At 52.2% G+C, this 22,482-nt stretch carries 22 protein-coding genes; 2 read left to right on the top strand and 20 right to left on the bottom strand.

Annotated elements, in window-relative coordinates; all coding sequences use genetic code 11:
* Nucleotides 1-67 precede the first annotated feature (67 nt).
* The 10 genes from tolB to ACT3TR_RS13675 all read right to left on the bottom strand — a co-directional run bounded on the left by tolB (nt 68) and on the right by ACT3TR_RS13675 (nt 8,772).
* Nucleotides 68-1,357, bottom strand: a complete 1,290-nt coding sequence (gene tolB / locus ACT3TR_RS13720; RefSeq protein WP_096280088.1) for a Tol-Pal system beta propeller repeat protein TolB — start codon at nt 1,355-1,357, stop codon at nt 68-70.
* The gene (tolA, locus tag ACT3TR_RS13715) at nt 1,357-2,526 is read right to left on the bottom strand and encodes a cell envelope integrity protein TolA (RefSeq protein ID WP_444625457.1); all 1,170 of its coding nucleotides are present in this window, start codon (nt 2,524-2,526) and stop codon (nt 1,357-1,359) included. Before tolA ends, tolB begins: the two co-directional genes overlap by 1 nt.
* A gap of 13 nt (nt 2,527-2,539) precedes the next feature.
* Nucleotides 2,540-2,974: a protein TolR gene (gene tolR / locus ACT3TR_RS13710; protein ID WP_096280092.1), complete on the bottom strand. Its 435-nt coding sequence runs from the start codon at nt 2,972-2,974 to the stop codon at nt 2,540-2,542.
* Between the two features lie 11 nt (nt 2,975-2,985).
* Entirely contained in the window at nt 2,986-3,681 is a 696-nt protein-coding gene (tolQ, locus tag ACT3TR_RS13705; protein ID WP_096280094.1) for a protein TolQ, read from the bottom strand.
* Nucleotides 3,682-3,739: 58 nt separating this feature from the next.
* Nucleotides 3,740-4,153, bottom strand: a complete 414-nt coding sequence (gene ybgC, locus ACT3TR_RS13700; RefSeq protein ID WP_444625458.1) for a tol-pal system-associated acyl-CoA thioesterase — start codon at nt 4,151-4,153, stop codon at nt 3,740-3,742.
* A complete protein-coding gene (gene ruvB / locus ACT3TR_RS13695) occupies nt 4,150-5,187 on the bottom strand; it encodes a Holliday junction branch migration DNA helicase RuvB (protein ID WP_441683691.1) in 1,038 nt (345 codons plus the stop codon). Before ruvB ends, ybgC begins: the two co-directional genes overlap by 4 nt.
* 81 nt (nt 5,188-5,268) lie before the next feature.
* The gene (ruvA, locus tag ACT3TR_RS13690) at nt 5,269-5,877 is read right to left on the bottom strand and encodes a Holliday junction branch migration protein RuvA (protein ID WP_096280098.1); all 609 of its coding nucleotides are present in this window, start codon (nt 5,875-5,877) and stop codon (nt 5,269-5,271) included.
* Nucleotides 5,878-5,980: 103 nt separating this feature from the next.
* A complete protein-coding gene (gene ruvC, locus ACT3TR_RS13685) occupies nt 5,981-6,529 on the bottom strand; it encodes a crossover junction endodeoxyribonuclease RuvC (RefSeq protein WP_096280101.1) in 549 nt (182 codons plus the stop codon).
* A 95-nt stretch (nt 6,530-6,624) separates the two neighbouring features.
* The gene (aspS, locus tag ACT3TR_RS13680) at nt 6,625-8,406 is read right to left on the bottom strand and encodes an aspartate--tRNA ligase (protein WP_444625459.1); all 1,782 of its coding nucleotides are present in this window, start codon (nt 8,404-8,406) and stop codon (nt 6,625-6,627) included.
* Nucleotides 8,407-8,472: 66 nt separating this feature from the next.
* Nucleotides 8,473-8,772 (bottom strand): FmdB family zinc ribbon protein, encoded by a 300-nt coding sequence (locus tag ACT3TR_RS13675; RefSeq protein ID WP_096280105.1) that lies wholly within the window; start codon nt 8,770-8,772, stop codon nt 8,473-8,475.
* Nucleotides 8,773-8,990: 218 nt separating this feature from the next.
* Here ACT3TR_RS13675 and ACT3TR_RS13670 point away from each other — a divergent pair, with 218 nt between their 5' ends.
* Complete coding sequence (locus ACT3TR_RS13670; protein WP_444625460.1) at nt 8,991-9,932, top strand: D-2-hydroxyacid dehydrogenase; 942 nt, start codon at nt 8,991-8,993, stop codon at nt 9,930-9,932.
* A 131-nt stretch (nt 9,933-10,063) separates the two neighbouring features.
* On the opposite strand, the gene ACT3TR_RS13665 is transcribed toward ACT3TR_RS13670, so the two are convergent.
* The 8 genes from ACT3TR_RS13665 to ACT3TR_RS13630 all read right to left on the bottom strand — a co-directional run bounded on the left by ACT3TR_RS13665 (nt 10,064) and on the right by ACT3TR_RS13630 (nt 18,781).
* On the bottom strand, nt 10,064-10,963 hold the full coding sequence (locus ACT3TR_RS13665; RefSeq protein WP_096280109.1) for a YihY/virulence factor BrkB family protein: 900 nt from the start codon (nt 10,961-10,963) through the stop codon (nt 10,064-10,066).
* A gap of 141 nt (nt 10,964-11,104) precedes the next feature.
* Nucleotides 11,105-12,022 (bottom strand): LysR substrate-binding domain-containing protein, encoded by a 918-nt coding sequence (locus ACT3TR_RS13660; protein WP_096280111.1) that lies wholly within the window; start codon nt 12,020-12,022, stop codon nt 11,105-11,107.
* Nucleotides 12,023-12,085: 63 nt separating this feature from the next.
* A complete protein-coding gene (gene cls, locus ACT3TR_RS13655) occupies nt 12,086-13,504 on the bottom strand; it encodes a cardiolipin synthase (protein ID WP_096280113.1) in 1,419 nt (472 codons plus the stop codon).
* Between the two features lie 81 nt (nt 13,505-13,585).
* Nucleotides 13,586-15,091 (bottom strand): fumarate hydratase, encoded by a 1,506-nt coding sequence (locus ACT3TR_RS13650; protein WP_096280115.1) that lies wholly within the window; start codon nt 15,089-15,091, stop codon nt 13,586-13,588.
* A gap of 193 nt (nt 15,092-15,284) precedes the next feature.
* Complete coding sequence (gene nei / locus ACT3TR_RS13645) at nt 15,285-16,106, bottom strand: endonuclease VIII (protein WP_444625461.1); 822 nt, start codon at nt 16,104-16,106, stop codon at nt 15,285-15,287.
* 7 nt (nt 16,107-16,113) lie between these two features.
* Nucleotides 16,114-18,138 carry an excinuclease ABC subunit UvrB gene (uvrB, locus tag ACT3TR_RS13640; RefSeq protein ID WP_096280120.1) on the bottom strand — a complete coding sequence of 675 codons (2,025 nt, stop codon included), beginning with the start codon at nt 18,136-18,138 and terminating at the stop codon, nt 16,114-16,116.
* 38 nt (nt 18,139-18,176) lie between these two features.
* Nucleotides 18,177-18,584, bottom strand: a complete 408-nt coding sequence (locus ACT3TR_RS13635; protein WP_096280122.1) for an OsmC family protein — start codon at nt 18,582-18,584, stop codon at nt 18,177-18,179.
* On the bottom strand, nt 18,584-18,781 hold the full coding sequence (locus ACT3TR_RS13630; RefSeq protein ID WP_096280124.1) for a hypothetical protein: 198 nt from the start codon (nt 18,779-18,781) through the stop codon (nt 18,584-18,586). The genes ACT3TR_RS13635 and ACT3TR_RS13630 overlap by 1 nt, the downstream gene beginning before the upstream one ends.
* Nucleotides 18,782-18,952: 171 nt before the next feature.
* On the opposite strand from ACT3TR_RS13630, the gene ygfZ reads away from it, so the two are divergent.
* Nucleotides 18,953-19,924 carry a CAF17-like 4Fe-4S cluster assembly/insertion protein YgfZ gene (gene ygfZ, locus ACT3TR_RS13625; RefSeq protein ID WP_444625462.1) on the top strand — a complete coding sequence of 324 codons (972 nt, stop codon included), beginning with the start codon at nt 18,953-18,955 and terminating at the stop codon, nt 19,922-19,924.
* Here ygfZ and ACT3TR_RS13620 read toward each other — a convergent pair.
* Together ACT3TR_RS13620 and ACT3TR_RS13615 are read right to left on the bottom strand one after the other, a co-directional pair.
* Entirely contained in the window at nt 19,921-20,694 is a 774-nt protein-coding gene (locus tag ACT3TR_RS13620; protein ID WP_444625463.1) for a TatD family hydrolase, read from the bottom strand. The two genes, ygfZ and ACT3TR_RS13620, sit on opposite strands and share 4 nt — an antisense overlap.
* 24 nt (nt 20,695-20,718) lie before the next feature.
* Nucleotides 20,719-22,308 (bottom strand): peptide chain release factor 3, encoded by a 1,590-nt coding sequence (locus ACT3TR_RS13615; RefSeq protein ID WP_441683707.1) that lies wholly within the window; start codon nt 22,306-22,308, stop codon nt 20,719-20,721.
* Between the last annotated feature and the right edge of the window lie 174 nt (nt 22,309-22,482).

Below are 22,482 nucleotides of genomic sequence, written 5' to 3'. Positions count from 1 at the left end.
TCCTTGCCTGAAAACTAAAATTTTCGATTTTCGATTTTCGATTTTCGATGTTAGTTAATTAAGTCGATCAATTTAAGAAGGGTGACCAAGCTGGATCACGTACATCACCTTGTGCTGATGGCAGTCTAAATGAAGAGCGTCCATCGGCAGAAACAGCACTTAGTACCCCACTATTACCCTCTTGGGTAGCGAAGATTACCATGGTCCCGTTCGGCGCAACACTAGGAGATTCATCTCTTGTTGATTCACTCAATACGACTAAGCGATCGCCGCTTAAATCTTGCCGTGCCACTTGATACCCGCGACTAGAACGATGTATCAAGAATATCTGCTCGCCATCAGGAGAATAGCGACCGCGAGCGTTGTAGTTGCCGGTAAATGTCAGGCGTTTAGCCTCACCACCGCCCATCGAATACTGATAAAGCTGTGGGCCACTGCTGCGATCAGAGGTAAACAGCAGACTCTGGCCGTCTGGCGCCCAAGCTGGCTCAGTATCAATACTATTATTATTGGTGATGCGCTCTACTGAACTGCTGCCGACATCCATAATATAAATTTCGGGCTGGCCATCTTTAGACAGTGACATCGCAATACGACGACCATCTGGCGACCACGCAGGTGCACCGTTAATGCCGTCAAATGACGTTGCCTGAACGCGCTGACCGGTTGCTACATCTTGAATATAGATGGCAGGGCGCTCTGTTTCAAAAGATACGTAGGCAAGCTTACTACCGTCGGGTGACCATGATGGTGACATAATCGGCTCATCAGAGGTCAATACCTGCTCACTGCGACGCCCATCGGCATCGGCAACGTACAAACCAAACTGCATATTATCGCCAATACCTTGGGCAGTCACATAAGCAATTTTGGTTGAGAACGCACCACGGATGCCGGTGATTTCTTCAAAGATTTGATCACTAATATAGTGAGCAGCACCGCGAAGATCATTACCTCTTACGGTGACTGTCTCACCGATCATCCTACGCTGACCGCTAATGTCCATGAGCTCAAACTGCAGCTCAAAGCCACCATCGGTTGGTTGCGCGCTGCCGACGACCAAGTAGCGCACATCAAGAGAATGCCATGTGCCGAACTGAACATCGTCAGACTGGCTGGGCGTCTCAAACATAGCGCTACGTGCTAGCGGGGCAAAATAGCCACTGCGTTCAAGATCATCCTGCACAATCTGTGCGACATCTTCGGGCATGCCGTCTGAACCTGCGAACGGCACCACGCCAATGGGTAGCGCCTGATCGCTACCTCGAGTAATTTCAATCGTCAAGTTGTCGGCACTCACTGCACTACTGACGAACAGCAGCACACAGAACAACCACACTTTGCTCAAGCTTTGCATCAGCGAACATCTCCCGGAGTAAATCGCAGATTAAACTGACGTAAATTACGCTGCTGATCGGCTGGTAAATCTCTCAATTCACCAAACGGTGCAGCATGTTCCACGGCCTGCATGACAGACCTGTCAAAAGCACTATCGCCGCTTGATGTCACAATCGACGTTGCTAACAGTTCACCCGATGGACCAAGACGTACCTGTAGCGTAGCACTCATCGAATCACTTGCACCGGCCGGAATCAACCAGGCCTGCTCAACCGCACGACGAACGATATTGATAAAGCTATTGGCCGCCTGCGCAGCCTGCTGTGCATTGGCAGCTGCTTCGGCTTCACCGGCTAGCTGGCGCTGCATGGCGGCCTCCGCTGCTTCCGCGGCCTGACGTTGACGCTCCGCTTCTGCTTCAGCTTCACGACGCTGCTGCTCTTGTGCCTCACGCTGACGCTGGGCTTCGGCTTCCCGCTCGCGTTCGGCCTCTTGCTCCTCACGCTGGCGCGCCTCTTCAGCTTCACGTTTTTGTGCGGCTTCGGCCTCATCTTCTTTACGCTGCTGCTCTGCCGCTTCGCGTTGACGCTCGGCTTCGGCGGCCTCTTCTTCTTCGCGCTGCTGTTCCGCGGCTTCCTGCTCGCGCTCGGCTTCGGCGGCTGCTTCCTCCTCACGCTTTTGCTCCGCCGCCTCCTGCTGGCGTCGGGCATCTTCTACTTCACGCTGACGTTCTGCGGCGGCTTCTGCTTCAGCTTGACGCTCCGCTGTCTCTGCTGCCTGCTGCTCAGCTTGCTCGGACGCTTCTGCCGCACGGCGCTGAGCTTCGGTTTCTGCCGCCTCGCGCGCTTCTTCTAATGCCTGAGCCTCAGCTTGAGAAGCGCGTTGAGCCGCTTCTGCTGCTGCTTGCTGCTCGCTTGCAGAAGGCTCATCGGGAGCATCAGGCTCTGTAGGCGCGTCAGCTGGCGCACTCATGGCCGCCTGCTGATCCGTTGCCTGCTGCGCTTGATCGGTAAATGTCTCCGTACTCACTAACGTCGCCTGAACAATCGAAGAGCTATCAGGCTCTGCCGTTCGGCTGGGCAAGCTAACCAAGCTAAACAGCACAATGGCAGCGTGCACGCCTATCGCCAAAACGGTGGGCCATTTATAGCCAACATCTTGGGGGTCGTGAGAAGACTTTCCTGCCATATACGCTTTGCCCTTACCCATCTTGCGGCGGCTCAGAAAGCAGCCCAACGTTGGCAACCCCCGCACCTTGGAGGGTACTCATAAGCACAACAATTTGGCCATAGGCCACATTGCGGTCGCCACGCACCATCACCGGTGTTCCAGGACGCCGTTGCAAAATAGCCACCACGCGCTGGGACATTTCATCGAGCGTTACTGAGGTGGAGTCCTCGCCGAGAGTGATGAAGTAACCACCGTCACTGTCAACCGAAATAATGATCGGATCATTTTCCTGCTCATCAATCGGCTGAGACGAAACCTGAGGCAGCTCAACTTGCACGCCCTGAGTCAACATAGGCGCAGTGATCATGAAAATCACCAGCAGTACCAGCATAACGTCGATAAAGGGGACGACGTTAATCTCCCCCATCGGCTTGCTTTTACCGCTACGATTAAATGGTCCTTGCATAGCCGTCTCCCTTAACTTGCGCTCGGTTTGCTGTCACGACCCTGCAGATTACGGTGCAAGATAGCGTGAAACTCTTCCGCAAAATCTTCATATTTGCCGAGCAACCGAGAAGCGTCATTAGAGAGACGGTTATAGAAAATAACCGCTGGAATAGCGGCAAACAGGCCCATCGCCGTTGCAATCAGCGCTTCCGCAATCCATGGCGCAACCGTTGACAAGGTTGCCTGCTGGGTCAACGACAGTGCCTGAAATGACCCCATGATACCCCAGACCGTCCCGAACAGACCGATATAAGGGCTTGCAGAAGCAACAGTGGCTAGAAAGACCAAGTGCTGCGTTAAGCGATCCTCTTCCCGTGACCACGCCACGCGCATACTACGCTGTACACCCTCTAACACGGTGCTAGCGTCACTCGTTTTAGGCATTAGCCGGTTGAATTCACGAAACCCAGCTTGGAAAACGTGTTCAGCCCCGTGTCGAGGGTCATCAACTGGAATCTCTCGATAGAGCTCATTCAAGTCGACACCGGACCAAAAAGACTCTTCAAATTGGTTGTATTCTTGCTTGGCACGGCGCAGCGCTATGCTGCGCTGAAAAATCACCACCCAAGAGAGGATTGACGCCACCACAAGTAGCAGCATTACCAGCTGTACGACGGTACTGGCATTCATTATCAGGTGGGGAATGGACATGGTGTTATCGTTCACAGGTGCCCTCATCAATCTATTAGGGTCGGTATTTCCGACGCAGTGAATGGCCTCTTGGTTAAGAGGCCTGTATCAAAATCTTAAGCGCGGGTGGCCAAGCTTTTGGCCGTAAACGCTCTTTACTCAAGCATGCTATCTCGACTGTGGCAGTGCATAGGAGTTCCTCAGCGCGCCAAACTTGCTGCTCGAAGGTCATCCGACAGCGCCCGACGTTAGTTACCCGTGCACTAATTTCCAACGCATCGTCCAAACAGGCAGGCTTTGCATAATCACAGGCCAAGCGGTATACCACTAGCTGTGTACCTTCGTCTAGCAGCGTTTGCTGATTAAGGCCTAGTTCGCGTAACCATTCACTGCGCACACGCTCCATAAACTTCAGATAATTAACGTAGTAAACAATGCCGCCTGCATCCGTATCTTCCATATAAACACGTAGCGGCAGGCGATAACTAGCGGCGGTAGAGACACTCACGGGCGTCGCTCCCCTTCCATGTCGGACGCCTGTTCGTGAGGAACGCGCTCAAAGTGTAGCCAAGCCTGACGTGTGACGACGCGCCCACGAGGTGTACGCATGATTAAACCTTGCTGAATAAGATAAGGCTCAATCACATCTTCTATGGTGTCTCGCTCCTCGCTAATCGCTGCGGCTAATGAATCAATACCCACCGGGCCGCCATCGAATTTATCGATCATAGCCAGTAAGAGCCGCCGGTCCATATGATCTAGCCCATGATGATCTACATTGAGCATATTGAGTGCTGCGTCTGCGATTGCTACATCAACCACACCGTTGCCCTTCATTTCGGCGTAATCGCGCACTCGGCGCAATAGGCGATTCGCTATACGAGGCGTTCCTCGTGAACGACGCGCCACTTCAACAGCTCCTTCGTGGCTGGTTTCTACGCCGAGTAGGCGCGCTGAGCGCGAAACAATTTCGGTAAGCTCTTCCAGATTGTAAAATTCAAGACGCTGAACAATGCCAAACCGATCGCGCAGTGGTGAGGTTAATAATCCTGCACGGGTGGTGGCGCCGACCAACGTGAAACGAGGAAGGTCTAGCTTTATGGAACGCGCAGCGGGGCCTTCACCAATCATGATATCCAGCTGAAAATCTTCCATGGCGGGATATAAGACTTCTTCGACGACGGGAGAAAGGCGGTGAATTTCATCGATAAAAAGCACGTCGCCAGGCTCTAGATTGGTCAGCATAGCGGCTAAGTCGCCGGCACGCTCAAGCACTGGCCCGGAGGTAGACTTCATGCCCACCCCCATCTCAGCGGCGATAATATGAGCCAGCGTGGTTTTACCTAACCCCGGCGGCCCGAACACCAGAGTATGATCTAGGCTCTCTTCACGTAACCGAGCGGCGCCAATGAAGATTTCCAGCTGTTCGCGAACGCGGGGCTGGCCAATATACTCATCCAGCCGCTTGGGGCGAATTGCGTAATCAATGCGCACCTCACCGTGCTCAGGCTCAGCGGCGATCAGCCGATCGTGTTCTAACATAAGTGCTCTTTTTTCAAGTGCATTTTTTAAGTGCGTTTTTTAATCGTAAATTCAACAACGGTCTATGCTCAACCTTTACGGCTAGCCATTCATACGTTGCGTCAGCGCGGCTTTAATAAGCGCCTCCGTCGACTGATTAGAGTCTATGTCCGCCAACATTTTTGATGCTTCGGTGAGTTTATACCCCAAACTTACCAATGCGGCCTCCGCATCGGCGAGGTTGTCTCGTGCAGAGCCCCGGCCATTGGTAGCCTCAAGAGGCAGTAATGCATTGCTACCATCTTCCCACTCTGGAAAGCGATCGCGCATTTCGATGATCAGCCGCTCGGCGGTTTTTTTCCCCACGCCTGGCAGCTTGGTTAGCGCCTTACTGTCATCGTCTCGGACACAGCGCATAAAGGCATCTTCGTCCATGCCCGACAAAATCGCTAACGCCAGCTTAGGCCCCACGCCGTTGACCTTTATCAGTGCTCGAAACAGAGCACGCTCATGCTCTCTTCCAAAACCGTATAGCAGGTGAGCGTCGTCACGAATGGTTAGATGTGTGAATAACGAAACGCTTTCCCCGACTGCAGGTAATGCTACCAACGTGTTCATTGACGTTTCTAGCTCGTAACCTACGCCATGAACGTCGATCACGATCCAAGGCGGTTGCTTTGCCAGTAACTGGCCACTCAGACGTCCAATCATAAAGTCGCTCGCGCTCGGGTGAAAACGATAGAGTAAAAACAGCCGTTTACTATAAAGTGACTATGTACAGATGACCAGTAGTAAGACTTTACATATTGTCGATTTAAAGACGCCAGCGCCCTGCAGAGCGGCTGCGACCCCGCGTCACCGTGCCAGTAAGCCCCGTTGCGCTGTAGGCATGGGTTAACGCAATGGCAAGCGCATCGGCGGCATCTGCTTGCGGAGTGGCCGAGAGCTGCAAAATAGCCGTCACCATATGTTGCACTTGAGCTTTATCCGCACCACCCTGGCCCGTCACCGACTGTTTGATTTGTCGTGCGGCATACTCGGCAAGACTTAACCCGTGATTTGCCATACAGACTAATGCGGCTCCTCTTGCTTGGCCCAGTTTAAGTGCTGAATCCGGATTTTTAGCCATAAAAACACGCTCAATAGCTACTTGAGAAGGCTTGTGCAAACCGACGACTTCGCTGAGTCCTGCATAAATTTGTGCCAAGCGTTGCTCTAAAGCGCCGTCAGCGGTGCGGATACAGCCGCTCGCTACGTAGCAAGGCTTGACGCCAATCACATCAATAACGCCGTAACCCGTCACGCGGGAGCCAGGATCAATGCCCAGTATGCGTATGGGTACAGCAGGCTTTCTCTCATCCATAACACCGTTACTCGAGTGGATTAGGCCTAACTATCAGAGCAGCATACAAAAACACCGACGCCGTAGCGTCGGTGCTGGTCAACGGTACAGGCGCTTTATTCTGCGACTGTTTCCGCCTTAACTTTTTGACGTAGGCGGATGTGAAGGTCTTTTAGCTGCTCTGGGCTGACTTCACCCGGCGCATTGGTCATTAAGCAGGCCGCGCTTTGGGTTTTCGGGAAAGCAATCACTTCACGAATAGTCTTAGCACCGACCATCAGCATCACCAAACGGTCCAGACCGAACGCTAAGCCACCATGCGGGGGCGCGCCGTATTGAAGCGCATCCAGCAAGAAGCCGAATTTCTCCTGGGCCTCTTCCTCACCAATGCCAAGAATATCAAATACGGTGCTCTGCATGGCTTGGTCATGAATACGAATAGAGCCGCCACCGAGCTCGGTACCATTAAGCACCATGTCATAAGCCCGCGAAAGCGCTTTAGCTGGATCAGCCTTGAGCTCCACAGGTGTGCACGAAGGTGCCGTAAACGGATGGTGTAGCGGACTTAAACGACCGCTGTCATCGGCCTCAAACATGGGGAAGTCGACAACCCAAAGCGGCGCCCATTCCTGGGTGTAAAGCTCCAGGTCAGCGCCCAGCTTGACACGCAGCGCTCCAATGGCTTCGTTGACGATACGCGCTTTATCTGCACCGAAGAAAATAATATCGCCATCTTCCGCGCCTACGCGATCAAGCAGCTCTTCAACGATATTTTCCATAAACTTGACGATCGGTGACTGCAGACCCTCAAGCCCTTTAGCGCGCTCGTTGACCTTAATCCATGCCAAGCCCTTAGCACCGTAAATGCCAACAAACTTGGTGTACTCATCAATCTCTTTACGCGAGAGCTTAGCACCGCCGGGCACTTTGAGCGCCGCTACGCGGCCATCATCGGCACTGGCCGGACCAGAAAAGACTTTAAAATCGACCTGCTGCATTAGGTCATCAACGTCAGTCAGTTCAAGCGGGATGCGCAAGTCTGGCTTATCAGAGCCAAAGCGATCCATCGCTTCCTGCCACGTCATCCGCGGGAACTCAGGAAGCTCAGCGCTTAACACTTCTTGGAACAGCTGGCGAATCATGGTTTCAGTAATCCCCATGATATCGTTCTCATCTACAAACGATGCCTCAATATCAATCTGGGTAAATTCAGGCTGACGATCGGCACGTAAATCTTCATCACGGAAACATTTGGCAATTTGATAGTAGCGATCAAAGCCGGCCACCATCAAAAGTTGCTTAAACAGCTGAGGCGACTGCGGCAACGCAAAGAAGCTACCGGCATGCGTACGGCTAGGCACTAGATAGTCACGCGCCCCTTCTGGTGTGGCGCGTGTCAGCACAGGGGTTTCGATATCTAAAAACCCCTGACCTTCAAGGTAGGCACGAACGTTGTGAGAAATACGTGAACGCAGACGCAGTTTTTCAATCATGTCAGGGCGACGCAGATCGATATAGCGATACTTTAAACGCACTTCTTCGCCCACTTTCCCATGCTCATCAAGCATGAAAGGCGGCGTAATTGCCGCGTTGAGCACTTCAACATCTTTTGCTAACACTTCAATCATGCCCGTCGGCATGTTGGCATTTTGGGTGCCTTCTGGACGCAACCGCACACGGCCTGTAATGCGCAGGACGTACTCGCTGCGAGCGCGGTCCGCATGAGCGAACGCATCGGCGGTATCGGGGTCGACCACGATCTGAGCGATACCATCGCGGTCGCGCATGTCGAGGAAAATTACTCCACCGTGGTCACGGCGGCGATGAACCCATCCGCATACCGTAACCGTTTGATCCACCAAAGTTTCATTCAGCTGGCCGCAATAATGGCTGCGCATGTCAAATCCTGTTCTGTTACGTGGCAATTAATGTGTCGCGGGTCGTCCCAACCCTGGCAGCCTCGGCTATGCCGCGGCGCCCTTGTCTGTAGGAGTAGCGCTCTTAGAGGTAGCACTGGTATCACTGGTTTTGCCAGCATCTGTCGATGCCGTTTTGCCATCAGCGACTAAATTCTTTTTGCTACCCGTTTTAAAATCAGTTTCATACCAACCGCCGCCGGCCAAGCGAAACCCTGCAGCGGATACCAAGCGAGCCAAACCATCGCTATGACACGCTGGACAATCCTTTAAAGGATCAGCACTAATCTTCTGCAGTTTTTCCATACGATGGCCGCAGGCCTTGCACTCATATTCATAGATCGGCATGTTGATGACTCCTTATAAAGCTCAACGCTGACAGGTTCAGTTCTGACAGACGTGTTTCTGACAGAAAAATAGCAAAAATAAACGCTGCCGGGCTGCCAATATGTGGCCAGTCGGGATAAATTCCAAGGCTGCGGTTGATCAAGCGCCGCCATTATACCCTTTTGTGACCCCTGCCAAGCAAGGTTATGCAGACCAAGGCAGTTTATGGAGATAAGAAAATGCCCCACGCAGTGATATTGGATGCTAAGAGCTTAGGCCCCCAGATTGACTTAGCCGCCATTCGTGAGTCGGTTTCTCACCTTGAGGTGTTTGAGCAAAGTTCGACACAACAGGCGGCTGAACGCCTTGCTAACGCAGATATTGCGATTGTAAACAAGGTCGTTCTAGACGCAAAAACGTTGCAACAGCTGCCCAAACTGCGGTTGATATGTGTACTAGCAACGGGGCTTAATAATATTGACCTTGAGACGGCTAAAGCTAATAACATTGAGGTCAAAAACGTAGCGGCTTACGGCACTGCCAGCGTTTCGCAGCACACTTTAATGCTCATGCTCTCACTAGCCAATCGCCTCCCCCTTTATCAGCGCGACGTGGCCGCAGGTAAGTGGCAGCGCAGCGATTTTTTCTGCCTGCAGGACTATCCTACGCTACAGCTTTCAGGCAAACATTTAGTCATGGTTGGGCAAGGAGAGCTGGGCTCTGAAGTTGCTCGTTTAGCGGAAGCGTTCGGAATGAACGTCTCTTTTACCGCCCGCCCAGGCAATGAGACCAACGACAAACGCCCGTCCCTTGATGATCTGCTTGATGATGCTGACGTTATTAGTTTGCATTGCCCGCTTAGCGACGCTACTAAGCATTTGATTAATCGGGAGCGCCTGGCTAAGGCCAAACCATCGCTGCTACTGATTAACTGCGCCCGAGGCGGCATGATTGACGAGGTTGCTGCATTAGACGCGCTACGCAGCGGCAAACTAGGCGGACTGGCGGTTGACGTACTGCCGGCAGAACCCCCCAGAGACGGGCATCCACTGCTTGACGCGCTCGCCGAACCGCTCAATTTGATTGTCACTCCACACAATGCCTGGGTCACACCCGAAGCCAGACAGAACATCGTGAGTTTAACGGCAAACAATATTAGCGAATGGAAAACATCTCAGTGAAAAACACCTGAAAATCATTTACGAGGCTGAGATGCCTTAACGGCGCTAGGGGCGTGGCGATCATCCAGGGTGTCATTACAAAACCTGGATGAGCCACACTCCTGAGGTGAATGCGCTGTACTGCGGGCTATTTAAACGTACTCTTGTTTGATAAGCACCGCGCTATTTCTTGGCACCAGAGCTCGACCGCGGCGCAACAGCAAGGACCGCGTAAAGGCAGCACCAAACAGTAAAATCAATGAGCTGTAGTAAACCCAAAGTAAAATCATCACAACAGACCCTGCTGCGCCATAGGTTGAAGCGGTAGCGGTATGCGCTAAGTAAATAGCGATAACGCTACGACCTATAGTAAATAGTACCGCGGTGACAACAGCCCCCAAAAATACATCTTTCCACCGCAGCACGACATCGGGCAGTACTTTAAAAATAGTCGCAAATAGCAATGTCACCATGGCCACTGAAATAAGCGATTCTAAAGACGTCGTAAATAAACTGGCAAACGGCAGTAAGTTGTCTGTCGCTAGCAGCACTCCACGCAGCACGACTCCTAAAACTAATGACACCAGCAGGATAAACCCGATGGATAGGACAACCGTAAGCGATAGCAGACGGTTTTTAATAAACACGAAGGCGCTATTAGACGTTGGCTTTGCCGTCACTCCCCATATCGTGTTAAGCGAAAATTGCATTTGCGCGAATACGGTCGTGGCCCCCACGATCAGCGCGATGAACCCCAACACCGTCGGCAACAGCCCCGACTCTTCAATGCGCGACTGCGCGACCGCTTGTTCGATCGCCGTCGCGGCATCGGTTCCTAACGTACCCTGCAGCTGCGCGACTATTTGACCTTGGGCAGCTTCTTCGCCCAATACAACGCCGATTACCGTCACCGCAATGATAATAGTAGGTGCCAATGAGAACAGCGTATAAAAAGCGAGCGAGCCTGCATAGCTAAACGCATTTCGTTCTAGCCATAAGGAAACGGCATCTTGCATTACATTCCACCAGAAGGTTGCCGTTTTTTTAATCATATTCACTTCCCATGTAATCGTTTAGACGCGTTTTGTAAGGCTTATCGGTATGCTACGTATATAGCATACCGAACCACAACGTTTAACGCAGTTTTCTGACACGTGACATGTCATCGTTGCTGCCATCCGTAACGGCCAAGCTCATGCTTGCAGAAAGTCCCGCGGTAGCTTCACCATCTGCCGCCATAAACGCTCTACACCAGGCTTGTGCACCATCGAGCAGCGATATAGGCGGATCTCAAGCGGTATATCCCAATGTTGCTCACCGGCTCTGACCAAGCGCCCACTTTTCAACTCTTCGCGAATACAAAAATCAGGTATCCATGCCACGCCAGCACCCTGTAACACCATTCCTTTCAGGCCTTCGGCCATGGCGGTTTCATAAACGGTGCGTAACTTCATCCGTAGCGGATCATTTTTGAGCAGCATGCGTACCGTTCGGCCTAAAAATGCGGCTTGGGTATAGGAGAGATAGGGGATGGAGGCGTCATGCTGCAATGAAAATAGCGGCTTACCCTGCTCGTCTGGCAGCGAAACGGGCAGCATATTGACCTTGCCGATTGAGAACGAGGGAAATACTTCGGCATCTAGCTGCATAGTGGCAAAAGGATCGTAATACGCGAGCATTAAATCGCAGTTACCCTCGCGCAATACGTGAATAGCCTCTCCTACGTTCATAGCCACTAAACGAGTGGGCAGCTCCCCCAGGCCTTTTTGTAACCGAGAAATCCACGGTGGATAAAAACTCAACGCTAAAGAGTGCGCCGCGACGATATCTAACGCTTCATTAGCAATAGACAAACCACGTAAATGGCTCAGCGATTCGTTCAGCTGTTCGACAAGGTTTCGCGCTGTGACTAAAAAAAGTTGGCCTTCGGGCGTTAACCCAACGGGCGTTGTGGAACGATCTACCAAAGTTACATCAACAGCTTGCTCTAGCGCGCGAATACGCCGACTAAAAGCCGGCTGTGTAACGTGTCGCTGGCGTGCTGAGGCCGAGAAGCTGCGTGTGCCGGCAAGCGCCACGAAATCCTCCAGCCATTTTGTTTCAAGATTCACCCATGACTCCTTGTTTTACTCGTCATCCACGCAGAGCTGCTTTTATTATCAGAGGTACCTGCATTATTGGACAGGAGCCGTTAAGTAAGCTGCCCGAGAAACTACTTTCATCCACATTGAACGCTGATTAATTTCATCCATTGTTACACGGCGGCATTGTTCAAAATCATTTTCTAACATCACCGCGACGCTGGCAGCAAACTCTGGGCTAGGTATAAACGCGGTGATTTCAAAATTTAATCGAAACGAGCGATTATCTAAATTGATAGTGCCTACCGTGGCTGCTTCACCGTCTACAAGCATTACTTTTTGATGTAGAAACCCCGGAAGATAACGGTATATTTTAACACCCGCTCTTAACATGTCAGGCAGGAATGAAAATGCTGACAAGAATACTAATAAATGGTCTGGTCGCTCAGGAATCATCACGCGTACGTCTACACCGCGCATCGCCGCTAAGCGCAACGCATCCTGAACGCCTTGATCGGGTACAAAATAAGGACTAGTGACCCACAGGCGATGTTTCGCACTATGAATAACCTGCTGCACTAACAGGCTGGCAGTGTCCTGGCGGTCAGCGGGACCAGAAGGCACTATGACGACATGATGGTCGGTTGCTGTAGACGTATCGGCTATCCAGTTCAGGCTAATCACTTCGTCCGTTGCCCAGTGCCAGTCTTCCCAAAAGGCCTCCTGCAAGCCCAACACACTGGGCCCTTGCAGCTTTAAATGCGTGTCGCGCCAGGCACCGTGTCGCGGGTCCTCACCTAGGTATTCGATACCCACGTTTAAACCACCTACCCAACCCTCTTTCCCGTCAACTACCGTGACTTTACGGTGGTTACGGAAGTTGAGCTGAAATCGATGTTTAAACCCTCGCGATGACCGAAAGGCACTGACTGACGCGCCTTCACGCGTTAAATCGCCCAGATAGCCTTCGTTTAATTTGCGGCTACCCACTTCATCATAAAGAAAATAAACCCGTACGCCACGCTTAGCCGCACGCTGCAGATGACTCAACAAACGCTGGCCCAGCGCGTCGTTGCGCACGATAAAAAACTGTATCAACACATAGTTTTCAGCGCGATCAATGCCGTCAAAAAGGCTCTCAAACGCGGCGTGACCGTTGACCAATAGCGTCGCTTGATTACCGCGCGTCAATGGCATCATGGCCAGCTGTTCAACGGCCTGGATATCGGCACTGCTTGAAGGCGCCACGTAGGGCTGCACATTGGCTCGATAACGAACTAATACCCGGCGCAGTACGGTGTCACGCTGGCCGCGAGCCGATACGTAGCCGTAGAACCGCGGTCGACCAAAAAACCAATAGGCTGGAAGTGCAACATACGGAAAAGTAAGCAGCGATATAATCCACGCTACCGCTCCTTGAGAGGTGCGGCTAGACATCAGCGCCATGATGGCCGACACGATGCCTAACAGATGTATCAATAAAATGCTGGTCCCTAATAACCAAGAGGCCATAGCTACGTCCTTATATAGGCAAGGGCCTCGCCACAAGCGAGGCCCTTTTCGTTTTAAAGCCTAATCAACCATACTTCTTTACTACGCAGACTGAGCAATAATTTCTTTCCACTTAGCCGGTCCTGTTTGATGCACCGATGTACCCTGGCTATCCACAGCAACGGTCACAGGCATATCTTCAACTTCAAATTCGTAAATAGCCTCCATGCCCAGATCTTCGAAACCAACTACCCGCGATTTTTTAATCGCCTGTGCGACGAGATAAGCCGAACCGCCAACGGCCATCAGATAAACCGCTTCGTTGTCGCGGATGGCATCAATGGCTGTTTGACCACGCTCTGCCTTACCGACCATGCCGAGCAAGCCTGTTTCTTCCAGCATTGTACGAGTAAATTTATCCATCCGTGTTGCCGTGGTGGGTCCTGCTGGTCCAACCACCTCGTCGCCAATCGGATCAACCGGCCCGACGTAGTAGATAAACCGCCCTTTCATATCCACTGGCAAGGGCTCACCTTTTGCCAACATATCTATCATGCGCTTATGAGCGGCGTCTCGGCCAGTCAACAGCTTTCCGTTTAACAATAGCGTATCGCCCGGCTGCCACGTTTTGACGTCGGCTGGGGTGACGGTGTCAAGATTAACACGCTTGACGTTCTCGCCTGCTTCACGAGTAATTTCTGGCCAATCTTCCAGCTTCGGCGCTTCAAGCACCGCAGGGCCTGAACCGTCCAGAGTAAAGTGAGCGTGGCGAGTAGCCGCACAGTTAGGAATAATCGCGACCGGCTTGTTAGCGGCGTGAGTTGGGTAGTCTCTCACTTTAATATCCAAGACCGTGGTTAAACCACCTAAACCCTGCGCGCCAATACCACTCTTATTGACCTTATCAAACAACTCTAGGCGCAGCTCCTCAGCACGATTACTCGGCCCACGGGCCTGTAAATCTTGTATATCGATAGGATCAAGCAACGCTTCTTTAGCAATTAGCATGGCTTTTTCAGCAGTACCGCCAATACCAATGCCCAGCATACCGGGCGGGCACCAGCCGGCGCCCATCTTCGGCAGCTGCTCCATAACCCAGTCCACCACGCTATCTGAAGGATTCAGCATGGCAAACTTGGATTTTGCCTCACTGCCACCACCCTTCGCGGCCACATGAATATCGACGCTGTCACCAGGCACAATCGAATGATGAATAATGGCCGGGGTGTTGTCTTTGGTGTTGGCCCGCTTACCGTCTGGATCAGCCAGTACCGAGGCGCGCAGAATATTATCCGGCAACAGGTAAGCACGACGAACACCTTCGTTGATCATGTCGTCCAAGCTCATGTCCGCCTCCCACGTTACGTTCATACCCACATGAACGAACACGGTGACAATACCGGTATCCTGACAAATAGGACGGTGGCCTGTGGCGCACATGCGTGAATTAATCAGAATTTGCGCAATGGCATCTTTCGCAGCGGGGTTCTCTTCACGCTCATAGGCGGCAGCCATGGCGTCAATAAAATCTTTAGGATGATAGTAAGAGATGTACTGCAGAGCATCGGCAACGCTTTGAATAACGTCGTCCTGGCGAATCACGGTCATGGACTAACAGCTCCTAGGTTATCGTCTAGTCAGCGGCTTTCTTTCGCAACTGCGAAAGTGCCGTCTTAGCGTGAGCCAAGTATACCGTATTGCCCCTCACGCGGCAGCATCCCTAGCGATACCAGTGACAACGTAGTTCAGTTTGTAAAAAGAGATTCAAACATTCAAGATAACGGTATAAACCCTAAAAAAACTAACTCGGCTGGCAGCGCGGGCATAGATACAGCCGTCTTGAACCCACCATGATTCGCTGGATGACCTCGCCACAGCGGTGACATTGCAGCCCGGCACGATCAAATACTGCAAAGCGCCACTGACTGCGTGGCTCACCGGCGACCTTAGCCTGCTTAATCCAAGCATCACAATTGGTGATGCCTGCCGTTTGGTACGTTTGAAGCGTGGTTTCAATAATGCACTTCGCCAACATCTGCTGCTGCCCTGGCGACAAATCTATCGGACGCGTTTTCGGAGAAAGCTGCGCAAAAAACAAAATTTCCGAGCGCAGATAGTTGCCCAACCCTGCCACCAACCCCTGATCAAGCAACAGCGCCCCTAGGCTACGTTTGTGGAACTGCTTAAGATTTAGACGTTGCAGGACGTCGCCAGCCGTGACTTCCTGGCTGAGCAAATCAGGCCCCAGCCGAGATAAAAACGGATGCTGCGCGAGATTATCCTCGTGCCAAAGGGAAATATCAGAGGCACTGTAAAGGCTTGCGCTACGCCCTTGCGCCGTCAATCTAACGCGCAGCGTGCGCTTTGTGTCAGGCGGTTGATCGGCATCATGCTGCTTCCAAACACCGTACAGCTGGTTGTGCGAATACAGCACGCGCCGATCACTAAACCGGATCAACATCGCCTTGCCCCACGTATCAACCCGCGTAACACGCGCACCAACAAGAGACGCGGCCTGCTCAGCAAGCTCTGGGAAAGCAAACCAAGCAGCGTCTATCTCACGCTCGCCTATCTGCTGCTGTACACGGTCTGCCGCACGGCGAATTTCGGGCCCTTCCGGCATACGTCTCCTATCCCAATACCAGCTGTTTTTCCTTCATTTGATGCAGCTGGTCGCGAAGACGCGCCGCCTCTTCAAACTCCAGATTTTGCGCTGCTTCAAACATTGCATCTTCGAGCTTGTTAATCGCACCCAAGAGATCTTGCTTACTCATACTGGCGATATCATAGTCAGCGGCTGACTCAGCTACTTTGCGCTCATTACCGCGGCGGCGGCTGCTTTTCTTACCAGGCGCTTGCGCCGCTTCAAGAATATCGGCGACCGAACGAGTCACCGTTGTCGGCGTAATACCATGCTCTTCGTTATGCTCTGTTTGCTTAGCGCGCCGCCTATCCGTTTCATCAATGGCCTTGCGCATTGAGTCCGTAATACGGTCCCCGTACAAAATAGCTTTACCATTAGCATTACGGGCAGCGCGGCCGATAGTCTGTATCAACGAGCGCTCAGAGCGCAAGAAGCCCTCTTTATCGGCATCCAAAATTGCCACGAGCGATACTTCCGGAATATCGAGACCTTCGCGTAACAGGTTTATACCTACTAGCACGTCAAACTTACCTAAGCGCAAATCGCGGATAATCTCTACCCGCTCCACAGTGTCGATGTCAGAGTGTAAGTAACGCACTCGAATGCCGTGCTCATCAAAGTAATCCGTGAGATCTTCTGACATACGCTTGGTAAGAGTGGTGACCAAAACGCGCTCACCCACGGCGGTGCGCAGTCCAATCTCCGAGAGCAGATCATCTACCTGAGTGCTGGCTGGGCGCACCTCAATTTCAGGGTCTAGCAGTCCGGTGGGACGTACCACTTGCTCAACCGTCTGACCGGTGTGCTCGGCTTCATAACGGCCTGGGGTGGCGGAGACAAAAATAGTCTGCGGTGAAATCGCCTCCCACTCTTCAAACTTCATGGGCCGATTATCCAGCGCTGAGGGCAGTCGAAAACCGTACTCGACCAGTGTTTCTTTACGCGAACGATCGCCTTTATACATCCCACCGACCTGCGGCACGCTGACGTGAGATTCATCGATAAACAGCAGTGCGTCGTCTGGTAAATAGTCGAAGAAGGTCGGCGGCGGCTCGCCCGATGCACGCCCGGAAAGGTAGCGCGAGTAGTTTTCAATACCGTTGCAATAACCAAGTTCAAGCATCATTTCTATATCGTAAAGCGTGCGCTGCTCCAAACGCTGGGCCTCCACCAACCGCTCGTGTTTGCGCATCCACTCTAAACGCTCTTTGAGCTCCTCTTTAATGTCATCGATGGCGCCTAAAATCGTTTCCCGTGGCGTAACGTAGTGCGATTTTGGGTAGATGGTCATTCGCGCCACCTCGCCATGGACGGCACCGGTTAGCGGATCAAACATGCGAATCGTGTCGATTTCATTGTCGAACAGCTCGATTCGCACCGCCTCTTCTTCAGAATCAGCGGGGAAGACATCGATGACGTCGCCACGAACTCGGTAAGTGCCGCGCCGGAAATCCATATCATTGCGGGTGTACTGTAGCTCGGCCAAGCGGCGTAAAAAGGCGCGCTGGTCAATCAGTTCACCGCGGGAGAAATGAAGGCGCATTTTCAGGTATTGCTCGGGATCACCCAGGCCGTAAATAGCCGACACGGACACCACAATTAGCGCATCACGGCGCTCAAGCAGCGCCTTGGTGGCTGAAAGACGCATCTGCTCAATATGGTCATTAATCGACGCATCTTTCTCGATAAACGTATCGGATGCCGCCACATAGGCTTCAGGCTGATAATAATCGTAGTAGGAGACGAAATACTCAACCGCGTTATCAGGAAAAAAAGACTTAAACTCACCGTAAAGCTGGGCAGCGAGCGTCTTATTTGGCGCCATGACAATCGTTGGGCGCTGCTGCTGCTCAACCACATTCGCCATAGTGAAGGTTTTACCCGACCCCGTAACCCCGAGCAGTGTCTGATGGGCAAGCCCTGATTCCAGGCCACTAATCAGCCCTTTAATAGCGGCGGGCTGATCGCCAGCAGGCTGAAATTTAGACTGCAATCGAAAGGCTTTGCTCATCGTGACTCCAAAACAAGGGGGAATTAGCTAAAAACAAACTAAACAAGCCGCGTGGCGATCTCGACGGTGGACTCAGTCATCAAGCGCTGGATGGGGCAACGGTGGCTTATATCTTCCAGCCTGGCGCGCTGATCAGGATCATCAATACCCTGCAGCATTAATGCGACATCTAACTTATAGATACCTTTTTTTTCCTGGCTATCATCTCGCTGCACGGTGACGGTAATTCCCTCAAGCGACCACTCTTTACGCTTGGCGTACATCGACACTGTGATCGCCTTGCAAGTGCCTAAGGCAATATCAAAATAGTCATGGGGATCCGGTGCACTACCATCACCGCCAACAATGGCCGGCACATCGGCAAACATATCTTCTAAGCCATTGACCTCAATGCGCTGCCTAAAAACGTTGTTGCGTTCACTGATAATGGTAATCGGTATATGCATTAAGAAACCTTTACGCCCAGCTTAAGTTTTTCAATCGCGTTAATAAGCGTTTGACGCGTTGCCCGGCCATCCACGTCGGCGCCGTGCCTTCCCACCTCAGCACTGTCAACGCCTTCAAGCATCATAAGCGCCGTGGTGATTTTATTAACTTGTTCGACCGTTTTAACTTGCTGAAATGTTAATGATTGTTGCGCCATACCGTTTCCTTACCTGTTGGTCAACACCTGATAAACTGTGTAAAGCTGATATCAAATGAAGAGTTTAGCACGCTAATAGTGCCTTGCAATTGATGCCCTGCGCCCGCATTAAACGGCATATCAGTACGTATTTTATACGCTGGCACCTTACCATTTTCTTTAGGAGTTTTTATGGCGACCGTTCCCTCTAGAACCCCCGCCCTTGGCTGCGTCCGCCTAACCCATTTAGCGGCACTGGATGTAAAAGGCGTCGATGCAGAAAAATTCCTTCAAGGACAAACCAGCGCTCAGGTCAGCCTGGCTGATGGACGCTTTGCGCCACTCACCTGTTTCTGTACGCCAAAAGGGCGAATGCTAGCTAATGCCCAACTACTGCGGTTGAGCAATGAGCATTTCCGCCTGCTGCTGAGCACAACATTAGTCGATAGCTTAGCCAGTCATCTTAAAAAATTCGCTGCTTTTTATCGTGCGGAACTGATTATGCAGCCTCATCTAACCTTCATCGGTGCCAGCGAGGGTGCTCAGGCACTGGCGGATCAGCTCGGGCTGCAGCTTCCCGACAACGTCTGCACCCACTTTAACAGCGAGCAGGCTCTAAGTTTGCAGTGCCTAGGTGAGACACCGCGCTTTATATTCTGTTTCGACAACGCCAACAATGACGCTACCGTGGTCTTACAAGATGACGATGCGGGCCGCAATGCTTGGCAGCTTGAAGATATTCGCAGTGGCTTAGCGTGGCTAACCGATGCTCAGCAGGATCACTTCCTGCCCCAGATGATAAATTGGGAAGCGCTTGGCGGGATTAGCTTTAAAAAGGGTTGCTACACCGGCCAAGAAGTCGTCGCGAGAGCACACTTCCGGGGCCAGGTTAAAAAGCGCCTGATGCGCGTCAGCGTCGAGACAAAAGCGCTGCCAGAAGCGGGCGCCAGCCTGGTTAATAGTGACGACAAATCGGTAGGCGAAGTGGTGATCAGTGCGTCGGACTCGCTAGGTGGCATTGAGCTGCTGGCGGTAATGAGCACTAAAATCGCCGAAGAAATGACACCCATCTTTTTGTCCGGACTACCCGCCACCCTTTTACCGCTGCCCTACCCGATTGAACGCGTAGATCCCGAGCAGCTAGCGGTCAGCCTTAACAGCTAAGGCTGCATGCACGGCAACCCAAATAGCGTTGCGGCGACAGCACTGGTCTGTCCCGCGACCTGCTCGGCTGTTTGCTCGCGCAGCCTAGCCACCGCACGGCACACATCGACTAGCCTACTTGGCTCATTGCGCATGCCCTGGCAGCCATTTAATGGCATATCGGGGCTATCGGTTTCGAGCATAAAGGCGTCATCGGGTAGTGCTTTTACCATGCGCTGTAATCGCTTGGCGCGCCCATAGGTCACTGCCCCACCTAAGCCTAGCTTGAAACCAAGCGCTAAAAACTTCTGAGCTTGCTCAATTGAACCTGAAAAGGCGTGAATCAGACCTGCTTTAGGCAGCGAAAACTGACCAAGGCGCTTAGCAACGGTGTCATTAGCATGCACACAGTGCACCACGACAGGCAAAGAGTGCTTCTGAGCCAGCCTTAACTGAGCATCAAAGTAGTGCCATTGGGCATCAATAGTCGCTTCAAAGCGAGCATCAATACCGCACTCGCCCACCGCCACGATTTCTGGATGCTTAATGAATAGTTGATCAAGCGCGGCAAGGTCCGCTTCCTGATGCTGCGCCACAAAGTAAGGATGCAAGCCCACGCATGCCGACGTATCATCGCGCTCGGCCAGCGCCAGCACATGCTGCCAGCGCTCTCGGGTCGTACCAGGAATGACAAAGTGCGAAACGCCCACCGCCTTCGCGGCCTCAAACACCTCTGCTCGGTCATGATCGAACTGAGGGAAGTCGAGATGGCAGTGAGCATCAATCAGCATAGAGCAGCCTAGACATATAAAAAACTAGTGTTCGCGCGTAGGCTGAAAGCGGATGTCTGGCCAACGCTCTTGGGTCATTTGAAGGTTTACCCGGGTCGGTGCAATGTAGGTCAGATAGCCCCCCCCATCGATCGCCAAGTTGGTGCTGGCCTTACGCTTGAATTCTTCTAGCTTCTTGGCGTCTTCACAGTAGATCCAGCGCGCCGTCTGTACATTAACCCCTTCGTACAGACAGTCGACCTTGTATTCTTCCTTCAGACGATGGGCAACAACATCAAACTGCAGAGTACCTACGGCGCCGAGAATCAGATCGTTATTATCCATCGGCATAAAGACCTGCGTTGCGCCTTCTTCAGAAAGCTGCTGCAAGCCTTTTTGAAGTGCTTTCATCTTCAGGGGGTCTTTTAACCGCACGCGCTTAAAGAGTTCAGGAGCAAAGTGAGGAATGCCGGTAAAGCGCATATCTTCGCCAACGGTAAACGTATCGCCTATCTGAATAGTCCCGTGGTTGTGCAGACCGATAATATCGCCGGGCCAAGCTTCTTCCACGTGTGAGCGATCAGAAGCCATGAACGTCAGCGCATCGGCAATCTTAACGTCTTTACCAGTACGCACGTGGCGCATCTTCATGTTCTTTTCGTACTTGCCAGAACATACCCGCAAGAAGGCAATACGGTCCCGGTGATTGGGATCCATGTTGGCCTGGATCTTAAACACAAAGCCGGTAAATCGATCATCATCCGCAATGACGTCACGCGTGTCGGTTTGATGCGCTTGGGGCGGCGGTGCGTACTCAACAAAACCGTCAAGCATTTCGCGCACGCCAAAGTTGCCCATAGCAGTGCCGAAATAAACGGGCGATAAATCGCCACGGCGATAAGCCTCAAGATCAAACTCATGAGAAGCGCCACGAACCAGCTCAACTTCCATGCGCAGCTCTTCGGCCTGCTCTTCTCCCAGCGCCGCATCTACCTCGGGGCTATGCAGGCCTTCAATGCGCTTATCATCAGGAATTCGGCTACCCTGGCCCTGAGTGTAGAGATGGATGACGTCGTTATAAAGGTGATAAACGCCCTTGAAGTGACGCCCCATACCAATTGGCCAGGTCATTGGCGCACACTGGATATTCAGAACCGTTTCTACTTCATCCATGACTTCAATAGGGTCACGGGTATCGCGGTCCATCTTATTGATAAACGTTAAGATCGGTGTGGTACGTAGCCGACATACCTCCATCAGCTTGATGGTGCGATCTTCAACGCCTTTAGCACCATCAATTATCATTAACGCAGAGTCGACCGCCGTTAGCGTGCGGTAGGTATCTTCAGAGAAGTCTTCGTGTCCGGGCGTATCCAATAGATTGACGATGCGCCCCCCGTAAGGAAACTGCATCACCGAGGTCGTTACTGAAATACCCCGCTCCTGCTCCATTTTCATCCAGTCCGAGGTGGCGTGGCGGTCATTACGCTTACTCTTAACCGAGCCGGCTAGCTGGATGGCGTTTCCAAACAGCAGCATTTTTTCGGTGATCGTGGTTTTACCGGCGTCGGGGTGCGAGATAATAGCGAATGTCCTGCGAAGCTCAGCTTCACGGGCTAAATGAGTGTCTTTCATTGTGCCTCTTTAAATATGTAGTCTCAGCGCAGCCTTCTATTTAACGATCACCGCGCGTTGAGCAATGTCTATTGCGCTAATTGTACCGCCTGGAGGCTGCTGTTGTCGCGGGTGGCGTCAAGGTCGCATCACCTAATAGATGGTCAAAAAAAACGCTGACAGAGTCAGCGTTTT

Origin of the sequence: Halomonas sp. AOP12-B1-6 (genome assembly GCF_052379225.1) — a bacterium.
Taxonomy (GTDB): domain Bacteria; phylum Pseudomonadota; class Gammaproteobacteria; order Pseudomonadales; family Halomonadaceae; genus Vreelandella; species Vreelandella casei.
Note: the sequence above shows the minus strand (reverse complement) of the source record. Positions and strands in the feature narration are given on the sequence as shown.